Raw genomic sequence first — 10,148 nt, 5'->3', positions numbered from 1 at the left:
GGGAAGAACAGCTCGGGGTCCTCGTCGCGGCAGATTGCGCGGTGACGCCAGTCCATGGTTGCTCTGCTCCTCGTGCGTGCGCGATCGGGGTCGCGCCGATCGGTCATCTCACTCTATACGCGCTTGTGAAGGTTTTCACGAGCGCGATCAATTTGTTATGTCGAGGCTCTCACCAGGGTGGCCGTGGCACTCGTCCGTCGCAACGTCTTTCCGGGAACTGGAGTTCCCGAGGCGACGATCGCGCCGTCCGGCCCTCGACTTCGCCCACCGCGGACCGGGTACCCGTTCTGCCGTGGACCGTGCGGGAGACTTCCCCGCAGCCGTTCGCTTGTCCTCGACCACCATGAGTCACGAACCGGACAAGGGCGAGCCCCGAGCGGCTCGACGGTCCGAAAGCGGCGGTGAATGGATCGGTCTGTCACCGATTCGGGTGCATCGGCTGCTCGTCGGTGCGACGAGCTGCGTCTCCTGCACGATGGCGGGCACCCGACGGGAGGGTCGGCGCAACTCTATTCTGAGCCCGTGAGCACCGAGCAGGAGGGTCCGGACAGCGGTCCGACCAGCGGGCGGGCCGTCGCAACGCGCGCTCCGTGGCAGGTCAGGTGCGCCGGATGGCTCGTCGGAGTGGAGGGGCTGGCCGCGCTCGTGTTCGCCGTCGCGCTGGCCGTCCGCGGGGTGTCCACGTTCTCCTCGCTCGGTCTTGTCCTCGGTCAGGCGGCGTTCTTCCTGCTGATCGGCGCCACGCTGCTCGCCGTCGCCCGCGCACTCGTCGTCGGTGGCCACTGGGCACGCACCCCTGCGATCGTCACGCAGCTGCTGCTGCTGCCGGTCGTCTACTCGCTCATCGGCCCCTCGCGCGAGCCGCTGATCGGGATCGCGGCCGGTCTGCTCGTCGCGTCCTGCTTCCTGCTGCTCATCGGCGAGGCCGCGCGGCAGTGGGTGGAGACCGAGGGGCGCTGAGCGCCTCTTACCGATCGCGAACGGTCGCCCCGGTGTGGGTGACGCGCGGCCGGGTGGCCGGGACACTCGTCGGACGCAGGGCACGACCGTGGGGGTGACTCGTGCCGTACCGCCTGGGCGATCGATGGACCGCGGACCAGCCCGTGTCGAGCGCACCGCCGCCGTTCGGGCTCACCGCGCCGCCGCCGGAGCTACGCCGGCGCCGCGGCGGCACGGTGGCCCTGGTCGCGGCCGTGCTCGCCGTCGTCCTCGCGGCGACGTTCGTGGTCGTGGCCTACCTGCACCGCACGCCGGAGCCGCAGCTGTCGGAGGGCCCGGTGGTCGTCCCGCCCGTCTCGGTCGCGCAGGGCCGCCTCGACGACCGCGTCCGCACCGACCGGCCCGCGGCGGACGCGCTCGCCGAGCGCTGGGTGCCGCAGCTGCACGCCGTCCGCATCGGTACGGGCCCGGGTGACGTCGCCTCCGCCGACGACGTCCTGCGCCGCCGCGACACCGTCGTGGCGGACCGGCCGGGGGCACTGCTGGTCGCGTCCGCGGACTACACGAGCTTCGAGAAGCCCGGCTGGTACGTCCTCGTGGCGCCGCGCGGGTTCGCGACGTCGGCCGAGGCGCTCGCCTGGTGCCGCGCCGAGGGGCTCTCGCGCACGTCCTGCTACGCGAAGCGGCTCTCCCACACCGCCGGTCCGGCGGGGAGCACCGTCTACGCGTCCTGACCTGCGGGCGACGCCGTCCGCTCGGCACGGCGACCGGCCGGCGCGGTCCGCCCCAGCTCGGCGAGCGCGTCCCCGTCGAGGCGATGGACCGTCCAGCCGTCCATGGCGACCGCGCCGAGCGAGCGGTAGAAGGCGATCGACGGCGCGTTCCAGTCCAGCACCGACCATTCCAGCCGCCCGTACCCGCGCTCGACGCACACCTCGGCGAGCCGGACCAGCAGCGCGCGGCCGAGGCCTGCACCGCGGTGCGCGGGCCGGACGTAGAGGTCCTCGAGATAGACGCCGTGCACGCCCCTCCAGGTCGAGAAGTTGAGGAACCACAGCGCGCAGCCGACGACCTCGCCGTCCCCGGCGAGCGCCACGTGCCCGAACAGCGCCGGGCCTGGCCCGAAGAGCGCCGCGTGCAGCTGCTCGGCGGTGAGGTGGCAGGACGCAGGCTCCCGCTCGTAGGCCGCGAGCTCGTGCACCAGCTCGACGACGGCCGTGACGTCGCGCGGCTCCACGTCCCGGATCACGCGGGCACCCCGACGTTGGCGTGCGCCACCTGCGGCACCCCGCGCTCGTCGCCCAGCACCGTCCAGGCCGGGGCGTCCATCGCGAACCGGACGCCCCCGGTCGACGGCAGCCCGATCCAGCGGGCGGTCAGGACCCGCGAGAAGTGGCCGTGCCCGACGAGGACGACATCGCCGTGCCCAGCGGCGGCCCGGGCATCGGCGAGGACCGCGTCCGCGCGCGCCTGCACCTGCTCGGCCGTCTCGCCGTTCGGGCAGGGGTCGGTCCACACCGTCCAGCCGGGGACGTGCTCGCGGATCTGGGCGGTCGTGAGGCCCTCGTAGTCGCCGTAGTCCCATTCGGCGAGCCGGTCGTCGACCCGGTCGACGTGCAGGCCCGCCAGCTCGGCGGTCTCCGCGGCCCGCCTGCGGGGGCTGGTCAGGACGAGCGCGGGGCGCCCGTCGAGCAGCCGGCCGCCGACCGACCCGGCGGCCCGGGCCAGCTCCCGCCCGCGCGGGGTGAGGGGGATGTCCGTACGTCCGGTGTGGCGGCCGGAGACCGACCACTCCGTCTGTCCGTGGCGAAGCAGCAGGACGCGACCGGTCACGGGCGGGACGTTACGCGCCGAGCGTGCGCCGGGTCCGGTGCCCGGCCGACGGAGTGCACGCTCGCCGGGAGGATCAGGCCGGGTGCGTGTGCACGGTCGCCGCGGTGAGCCGGGGCACGGCGTGGGTGAGGTGGTGCTCGGCGGCGTGGGCGGTGCGGTGTGCCTGCTCGACGGTCGCGCCCGCCGCGACCGCCAGGTCGACCTCCGCGTGCAGGGTGTGCCCGATCCACCGCAGCCGGACCCGGTCCACCCGCTCGACGCCCGGCACCTCCGCCAGGGCGGTGCCTGCCCGCTCCACCAGCCCGGGGTCGACGGCGTCCATGAGCCTGGCCAGGACCTGCCGACCCGCGCTCCAGGTGACGGCGAGGATCGCGGCGGCGATGAGCAGCCCGACGAGCGGGTCGGCCCAGCGCCAGCCCAGCGCGGCACCGCCAGCGGACAGCAGCACCGCGAGCGACGTCAGCGCGTCCGTGCGGGCGTGCAGGCCGTCGGCCACGAGCGCGGCCGAGCCGATCCGTCGCCCGGTCCGGATCCGCACCTGCGCGGCGATCTCGTTGCCGATCGCGCCGACGACGGCCGCGGCGGCCACCGCGCCGAGGAAGCGGACGTCCGCGGGCTCACCGAGGCGGCGCACCGACTCCCAGCCCGCGAGCAGCGCCGACGCGAGGATCACCGCCACCACCACGATCCCCGCGACGTCCTCGGCACGGCCGAAGCCGTAGGTGAACCGGCGGGTGGCCGGGCGGCGACCGAGCAGGAACGCGATCCCGACCGGTACGGCCGTGAGCGCGTCGGCGACGTTGTGCAGGGTGTCCGACAGCAGCGCCACCGACCCGGACGCCACGACGACCGCGGCCTGCGCGGCCGCTGTCACGCCGAGGACGGCCAGCGAGATCCACAGTGCGCGCATCCCCGCCGCGGAGGCCGCCATCGCGGGATCCACGCGGTCGGCCGTGTCGTGGCTGTGCGGGGTGAGCAGGTGGGTGACGGCGTGCCAGGCACGGCGGGCACGCCGGACAGGCGGGTGGCCGTGCGGGTGGCCGTGGCCGCGCCCCGCGTGTCCGGCGTGCGCGGTGGGGCTCATGGCGCCAATATACGTGCTCGTGTACGCACATGATGGCAAGTTGGCGGGCGAGCTACCTGACGTGGCCCGCGTCGAGGCCGCCGTCGAGTCGTTCCGGATGCTCGCCGACCCCACCCGCCTGCGGATCATGTGGCTGCTCGGCGCGGGGGATCGCGACGTCACCGACCTCGCCGCCGCCGTCGGCGCCGCCCGGCCCGCGGTCTCGCAGCACCTCGCGAAGCTGCGGCTCGCCGGGCTCGTCGGCGTCCGCCGCGAGGGTCGCCGCGCCGTCTACTCCGTCCGCGGTGGGCATGTGCGACGGTTGCTCACCGAGGCGCTCGGGGCGGCCGACCACCGCGTGACGGGGGCGCCGGAGCACCCCTGAGCGTCGCCCGCGCTGTGGCCGAGCGGAACGTGAGCGGGGTCCGGCGCGCGGGAGAGCCCGCTGGTGTTCCTCTCGACCGTCGTTCAGGGCGTGAGCAGCTGCGCGGTGAGCGCGGTGTCCTCGGTGCCGCGGTAGAAGGCGATCCTGCCGTCGCGGAAGCGCCACCAGTGGTGCAGGTCCATCTCGCCGCTGCGGCCGCTGGCCAGCACGGTGAACCCGAAGCGGATCACCGCCATCACGTCGGTGTCGCTGGAGGTGAAGGCCAGCGGGGTGAACTCGGTGACCTTCAGGCCCTCGGCGAGCGCGACGAAGAAGCTCGGCACCTCGGCCTTGCCGCGGCGCACCCCGTGCCACGGGGCGATCGAGGACTCGGGCTCGGAGGCCCAGTCGACGTCGTCGGTGAGCACGGCGAGGATGGCCTCGACGTCACCGCGGCCGAACGCCGCGTAGACGTCCTGGACGGTCTGGATCTTGGTGTCCATCGGTGTCTCCCATCGTGGATCGGACACCGGCGATGCTGGTCGGGACGTCGCGCCGGGCGCGTCCCGGAAACCATGTACTCAGCCGACCATCCCGTGCCGGTGCGCCCAGTCCGTCGCCCCGGCGCGGTTGTGGAGGCCGAGCTTGCCGAAGATGTTCGCGACGTGCCGCTCCACCGTGTGCACGCTGACGTAGAGCTTCTCGGCGATCGCCCGGTTCGTGGCGCCCGCGGCGAGCAGCGCCAGCACCTCGCGCTCGCGGGCGCTGAGCCCGTGGACGGCCGTTGCGGGCGCGGCCAGGTCGGCGAGCGCCGGACCCCAGGCGCGTGCCCCCCACCGCTCGTGCAGCGCGGCCGCGGTGGCCGCGTGGGCCCGCGCGCCGTGCGCGTCGCCGCAGACGTGCGCCAGCCGGGCGAGGTACCAGGCGGCGCTGCCCCAGCCGACCGGCACGCCCTGGATCAGGTTGCGTCCGGCGTAGGGCGCGAGCCGCACGGCGATCGGTGCGGCCCGCCGCGCGTCGCGCAGCACGACGGTCGTCTCGCCCAGCAACGCCCAGCTGGCCAGCACGAGCTGGTCGCGGGGCAGCGCGGCGAAGTCACCGGCGGAGAGCGCCTCCACCAGCGCCGTCGCCTCCTCGGTCCGGCCGGTGTCGGCCAGCACGAGGGCGAGGTCGCAGGACAGCGTCGGCAGGCCGGGGAACCGCGAGACCAGCTCGCGCAGCTCGGGCTCCAGCTCGGCGACGCGGCCCGCCCGCCGGTAGAGCGGCAGCAGCTGGGCCACGGCGTAGACGTCGGCGGCGGGCTGCCCGAGCCGGCGGCCCAGGGTGCGGGCGTCGATCGCGTACCGCTCGGCGTCGGCGTCGCGGCCCGCGAACCCGGCGAGCAGCGCTCTCCACAGCAGCACCCACCAGCGTTGCGACGGGTCGCGCCGTGCGGTGGCGATGCCGTCGGCGCTGTCCACCGCGGTGGGAGTACCGAGCAGGTCGCCTGCGTGGAACCGGACCGGGATCACCCACTGGCAGGCCCGGAAGCGCAGCTCCTCGTCATGGTGCCGCTCGGCCAGCGCGAGGAGCTGCTCGCCCGCGGCGATCCCGGTGGTGAGGTCGTCGGGCCCGCGGAGGGTGAACTGGCGGGCGATGAGCGCCGCGCCGAGCACGGCGTCGTCGCGGAGGGCCTCGGCGTCGGCGACGGCACGCGCGGCCTGTGCGCGAGCCGGGTCGCGGCCCGCCGGTGTCCAGTAGAGGGTCATGGCCCGGCGGGCGGCGAGCCGCACCCGCTGGGCGGGTGGCACGTCCGCCGCGCCGAGCGCCTCGTCCAGCAACGCGAGCAGCGCGCGGTCCGGGGAGATCTCGGCGACCGTGTCCCCGACGGCGAGCGCCGCCGCGGCGAGTACCGGTCCGTCGCCACGTCCGCAGGCGGCCAGCGCGACGGCCTCGAACCGGGTCCGGGCCTCGTCGGCGTCGCCGCAGCGCAGCACGGCCCGGCCGAGCGCCAGCTGGATCCCGGCGTGCACCTGCGGCGACGCGCCCGCCGCCACCGCGAGCTCGGCCGCGTGGCGCCACCAGCTCGCCGAGTCCTCCCAGGCCAGTCGGCGATCCGCATCCTCGGCGGCGCCGCGCACGGCGGCCAGCACGTCGTCCGCTCCGACGACGCCGCGGGCCGCCAGGGCGTGGTGCGCGATCTGGCTGGGCTCGACGACCGTGCTGAACGGCAGCACCGCGAGCGCGCGGGCGTGCAGGGCCATCCGTCGTGACGGCTCCATCCGGGCGGCGAGGGTCTCGGGGACCAGCGCGTGGACGAACCGGCGTCGCCCGCCGACCGCGTCGCCGCTCAACAGGTGCGCCTCGACCGCGGGCCGCAACGAGGTCGCCGTGGCGGCCGGGCCCTCGCCGATCAGCGCCGAGAGCGCCGCGTCGGTGAAGTCGCGGCCGAGCACCGCCGCACCGTCCAGCGCGCGGCGGGTGTCGGCCGGGAGCAGCGCGACCCGGCCGCGGACGACGTCGCGCACGGTCGCCGGGATCTCCGCGCCGCCGGCGGTGAGCAGCCGGGCCACCTCGCCGACGAAGAACGGGTTGCCCCCGGTGCGGTCGTGCACCTGGCCCGCGCGCGACGCGGCCGGGGTCGCGCGCAGCAACGCCGCCACCTCTGCGGCCGAGAGCCCGTCGAGGAGGAGCCGCCGGCACCGGCGGTACGTGGCCAGCTCGGTCAGCAGCCGCTGCAGCGTCGGGCCGGCCTCGGCGTCGCGGTAGGCCACGATCATCGCGACCGGCGCGGGCCAGAGCTGGTCGGCGGCGAACCCGAGCAGCCGCAGCGACCCCTCGTCGGCGCGGTGCGCGTCGTCGAGCACGACGAGCAGCGGGTTGCGCGCCGCCGCCTGCTCCAGGAGCCCGGTGACGGCCTCGAAGAAGCGGAACCGGTCGCCCGCGGCAGGGTCGGGGACCGCGGATCCGAGGCCGCGCAGCACCTGCGCCCACGGCCAGTACGGCGGCGCCTCGGCGATCTCCCGGCACCTGCCCCAGGCGACGGTCAGCCCGTCCGCGGCGGCCGCCGTGTCCTCGGCGAGCCGGGTCTTGCCGATGCCGGGTTCGCCGCCGAGCAGCACCACACCGCCGTCACCGGCCCGGGCCCGCTCGACCAGCTCGCCCAGCGCGGCGCGCTCGGCGGCCCGTCCCACCGACTGCGCGGACGCCATGCTCGACGGCATGTTCACGGACGTGAACCGTATCGACGCCCGCCGCGGATGGGCAGCCGCTCGGGAGGACGGGTCGACGGGGACCGTCGATCGGCGGGAGGTCGTCCCTGCCGGTCGGCGCCGCTTCGGGGGCGCGGAGACGGCGATCTGCCCGCGTCTCCCGGACGATTCCTTCGAACTCACTACGGCTACGCCAGTTGCCCAACCACGAATGCATCCACGACGATCGGACACCGACCCGGATCAGAACCCGCCGTCCCAGGATGGCTGCACGGAGTCCGCAATGATCGGCACCGCCGTGTTCCGATCACCTCCGGAGGCTCCGGCATCCGCCCAGTGGGACATGATTGACCGCCACCGTCGGGCTTCCTAGCCTGCGACTGCGCTGATCCCGCACTGTTGTGACGAGGAGCAAAGGTCGGATGGCTACCTACATCATGCTGAACAAGCTGACCACCAAGGGCCACGAGGCGATGCACCACAACCCCGACCGGTTGGACACGGTCGCCGAGGAGATCGGCAAGATGGGGTGCACGGTCGTCGCGCAGTACGCACTGCTCGGCGAATGGGATGTGCTGTCGATCATCGAGGCGCCGGATACCGGCACCGTCGTGCATATGAACATCGATCTCAGCACCCGAGGCACCTCGACCCGCACGGTCTACGCCGCGCTCACGGCGGAGGAGTTCAAGCAGCATCTGAAGGGCGACGTGCACCTCGCCAAGTCCGCCGGACCGGCGTGATCGCACGCGGTTCAACCGTTCCTCTCCGAGGCGAGTGGCGCAGTCACACCGGACGCACGGTGGCTCGTTCCGCTCACTTCCGGATGATGCCGACAACGTCGGTCACCTCCCTTCGTGTGCGGCCTCAGCGAGTATCGTGATCATCTATTGACGAAACTCTCGGCCTATTCCGGGCGCCGTCACGCCTGCCTTCGCTGCGCCCGTTGCGTAGCGGCATGGCTCTATTAGCGCCGTGACGATGTCATTGCCCGCTTGAGATCTGTCCATTCAATTCAATATGGCCAGAGATACGTGAGGAGTCGCCCGTGCTCTCATCCACGTCCCGGTCGATCATCGAGGCGACGCTTCCCGTGGTCGGTGAGCACATCCAGGCCATCGCGGCCCGCTTCTACGAGCGGCTCTTCACCGCTCACCCGGAACTGCTCGACGGCACGTTCAACCGCGGCAACCAGGCCGACGGCGCCCAGCAGCAGGCCCTCGCCGCGGCGGTCGCCGCGTACGCCGGGGCTCTCGTGTCCGGCGGCGACGCCCCGCAGAAGCTGCTGTCGCGGGTGGCGCACAAGCACGCCTCGCTCGGGGTCCGGCCCGACCAGTACCCGGTGGTGCACGACCACCTGATGCTCGCCGTCGCCGACGTCCTGGGCGCCGCCGTCACCGAGGACGTCGCCGCCGCCTGGAGCACGGTCTACTGGTCGATGGCCACCGCGTTGATCAACCAGGAGCGCGGGCTCTACAGCGCCCGCGGTGTGCGCCCCGAGACGGTGTGGCGCGAGTGGGCGGTCGAGCGACGCATCCAGGAGACGCCCGACGTCGTCACGTTCGTGTTCACACGCATCGACGACCGGCTGGTCAAGACCTCGCTGCCCGGCCAGTTCGTGACCGTGCTCATGCCCGTGCCCGACGGGGTGCGCCAGCCGCGCCAGTTCAGCCTCACCCGCGCCGACGACGGCATGCACCGGCAGATCTCGGTGAAGAGGGTGCGGGGCAACGGCACGCCGCCCGGCGAGGTATCCAACCTGATGTGCCAGGAGTTGCAGATCGGGGACGTCGTGTCGATGTCGGTCCCCTACGGCGACGTCGTCCTGGACGACTCGGGGCAGCCCATCGTGTTCATCAGCGCGGGCATCGGCATCACCCCGATGGCCGGGATGCTCTCCCACCTGGCCGCCGCGGGTTCGTCGCTGCCGATCATGCTGCTGCACGCCGACGAGCACGAGGGCACGTTCGCTCTGCGCCGCCAGGTCGTGAGCGACGTGCTGGCGCTACCGAACGCCGCCATCCACCTCTGGTACGAGAAGGGCGCCACCAGCTACGAACCCGTCGACGGTGCCCACGCGGGCCTGATGAACCTCGACGACGTCACCCTCCCGGCCGACGCCGGGTACTACCTGTGCGGCCCGATCCCGTTCATGGAGAAGATCCGCAGCTCGCTGCTGGAGCGCGGCGTGGCGACGGCCGACATCCAGTACGAGGTGTTCGGCCCCGACCTGTGGCAGGCCGATCTCGACTGAATCGATCATCGCGTCGGAGATGCGGGCGCGCTCGCCGGGGCGTGATCCCGCTCAACGAGCGGGGGCGCGATGCGCCGTCGGTACCGTTGACCGTCGCCGGGCCGTCGGAGAACCCCCGGAGACGAGAAACGACGCTGACCGACGGGAGGTCGTTCCCGCTGGTCAGCGTCGTTGTCAGCGCCTGGGTCAGGCGGCCTGCTTGGTCTCCCAGAAGATCTTGTCGATCTGGGCGATGTAGTCCAGCAGCGCCTGGCCGGTGGCGGGGTCGGTCGACGCCTTGGTGCCCCCGGCGCCCGCGGCCTTGGTGGCCTTGTTGAACAGCTCGTGCAGCTCCGGGTACTTCTCGAAGTGCGGCGGCTTGAAGTAGTCCGTCCAGAGCACCCACAGGTGGTGCTTCACGAGGTCGGAGCGCTGCTCCTTGATCTCGATGGCGCGGGCGCGGAACACCGGATCCTCGTTGGCCTGGTACTTCTCCTGGATGGCCTTGACCGACTCGGCCTCGAT

11 protein-coding genes are annotated in these 10,148 nt (G+C 73.5%); 5 read left to right on the top strand and 6 right to left on the bottom strand.

Annotated elements, in window-relative coordinates; translation table 11 throughout:
• Positions 1–522 precede the first annotated feature (522 nt).
• Positions 523–960: a hypothetical protein gene (locus tag AB7J25_RS28345; RefSeq protein WP_428514027.1), complete on the top strand. Its 438-nt coding sequence runs from the start codon at positions 523–525 to the stop codon at positions 958–960.
• A 143-nt stretch (positions 961–1,103) separates the two neighbouring features.
• A complete protein-coding gene (locus AB7J25_RS28340) occupies positions 1,104–1,673 on the top strand; it encodes a hypothetical protein (protein ID WP_428514025.1) in 570 nt (189 codons plus the stop codon).
• On the opposite strand, the gene AB7J25_RS28335 is transcribed toward AB7J25_RS28340, so the two are convergent.
• From AB7J25_RS28335 to AB7J25_RS28325, 3 genes are all read right to left on the bottom strand, one after another.
• On the bottom strand, positions 1,661–2,188 hold the full coding sequence (locus AB7J25_RS28335) for an N-acetyltransferase family protein (protein ID WP_428514023.1): 528 nt from the start codon (positions 2,186–2,188) through the stop codon (positions 1,661–1,663). The genes AB7J25_RS28340 and AB7J25_RS28335 overlap by 13 nt on opposite strands.
• A complete protein-coding gene (locus AB7J25_RS28330; RefSeq protein ID WP_428514021.1) occupies positions 2,185–2,772 on the bottom strand; it encodes an acid phosphatase in 588 nt (195 codons plus the stop codon). The genes AB7J25_RS28335 and AB7J25_RS28330 overlap by 4 nt, the downstream gene beginning before the upstream one ends.
• A gap of 73 nt (positions 2,773–2,845) precedes the next feature.
• Complete coding sequence (locus tag AB7J25_RS28325) at positions 2,846–3,856, bottom strand: cation diffusion facilitator family transporter (RefSeq protein ID WP_428514019.1); 1,011 nt, start codon at positions 3,854–3,856, stop codon at positions 2,846–2,848.
• Here AB7J25_RS28325 and AB7J25_RS28320 point away from each other — a divergent pair.
• Positions 3,855–4,220, top strand: coding sequence for an ArsR/SmtB family transcription factor (locus AB7J25_RS28320; RefSeq protein ID WP_428514017.1), 366 nt, complete (start codon positions 3,855–3,857; stop codon positions 4,218–4,220). The two genes, AB7J25_RS28325 and AB7J25_RS28320, sit on opposite strands and share 2 nt — an antisense overlap.
• Positions 4,221–4,303: 83 nt before the next feature.
• Here AB7J25_RS28320 and AB7J25_RS28315 read toward each other — a convergent pair whose 3' ends face one another.
• Entirely contained in the window at positions 4,304–4,702 is a 399-nt protein-coding gene (locus tag AB7J25_RS28315) for a nuclear transport factor 2 family protein (RefSeq protein ID WP_428514015.1), read from the bottom strand.
• Between the two features lie 78 nt (positions 4,703–4,780).
• Positions 4,781–7,402 carry a helix-turn-helix transcriptional regulator gene (locus AB7J25_RS28310; RefSeq protein WP_428514029.1) on the bottom strand — a complete coding sequence of 874 codons (2,622 nt, stop codon included), beginning with the start codon at positions 7,400–7,402 and terminating at the stop codon, positions 4,781–4,783.
• A gap of 410 nt (positions 7,403–7,812) precedes the next feature.
• Here AB7J25_RS28310 and AB7J25_RS28305 point away from each other — a divergent pair, with 410 nt between their 5' ends.
• Together AB7J25_RS28305 and AB7J25_RS28300 are read left to right on the top strand one after the other, a co-directional pair.
• Positions 7,813–8,133, top strand: a complete 321-nt coding sequence (locus tag AB7J25_RS28305) for a GYD domain-containing protein (RefSeq protein WP_428514013.1) — start codon at positions 7,813–7,815, stop codon at positions 8,131–8,133.
• Positions 8,134–8,438: 305 nt separating this feature from the next.
• The gene (locus AB7J25_RS28300; RefSeq protein ID WP_428514011.1) at positions 8,439–9,644 is read left to right on the top strand and encodes a globin domain-containing protein; all 1,206 of its coding nucleotides are present in this window, start codon (positions 8,439–8,441) and stop codon (positions 9,642–9,644) included.
• A gap of 186 nt (positions 9,645–9,830) precedes the next feature.
• On the opposite strand, the gene sodN is transcribed toward AB7J25_RS28300, so the two are convergent.
• Positions 9,831–10,148, bottom strand: a 318-nt coding sequence (gene sodN, locus AB7J25_RS28295) for a superoxide dismutase, Ni (RefSeq protein ID WP_428514009.1), incomplete at its 5' end; no start/stop codon positions are given.

Source organism: Pseudonocardia sp., from assembly GCF_050246655.1.
Taxonomy (GTDB): domain Bacteria; phylum Actinomycetota; class Actinomycetes; order Mycobacteriales; family Pseudonocardiaceae; genus Pseudonocardia.
This window is presented reverse-complemented; position numbering and strand designations above follow the sequence as displayed.

Bases quoted from the DNA above. Each gene is read 5' to 3' on its own strand.
- AB7J25_RS28320 (WP_428514017.1), top strand. From the start codon at position 3,855: ATGGCGCCAATATACGTGCTCGTGTACGCACATGATGGCAAGTTGGCG.
- AB7J25_RS28315 (WP_428514015.1), bottom strand. From the start codon at position 4,702: ATGGACACCAAGATCCAGACCGTCCAGGACGTCTACGCGGCGTTCGGC.
- AB7J25_RS28305 (WP_428514013.1), top strand. From the start codon at position 7,813: ATGGCTACCTACATCATGCTGAACAAGCTGACCACCAAGGGCCACGAG.
- AB7J25_RS28325 (WP_428514019.1), bottom strand. From the start codon at position 3,856: ATGAGCCCCACCGCGCACGCCGGACACGCGGGGCGCGGCCACGGCCAC.
- AB7J25_RS28310 (WP_428514029.1), bottom strand. From the start codon at position 7,402: ATGCCGTCGAGCATGGCGTCCGCGCAGTCGGTGGGACGGGCCGCCGAG.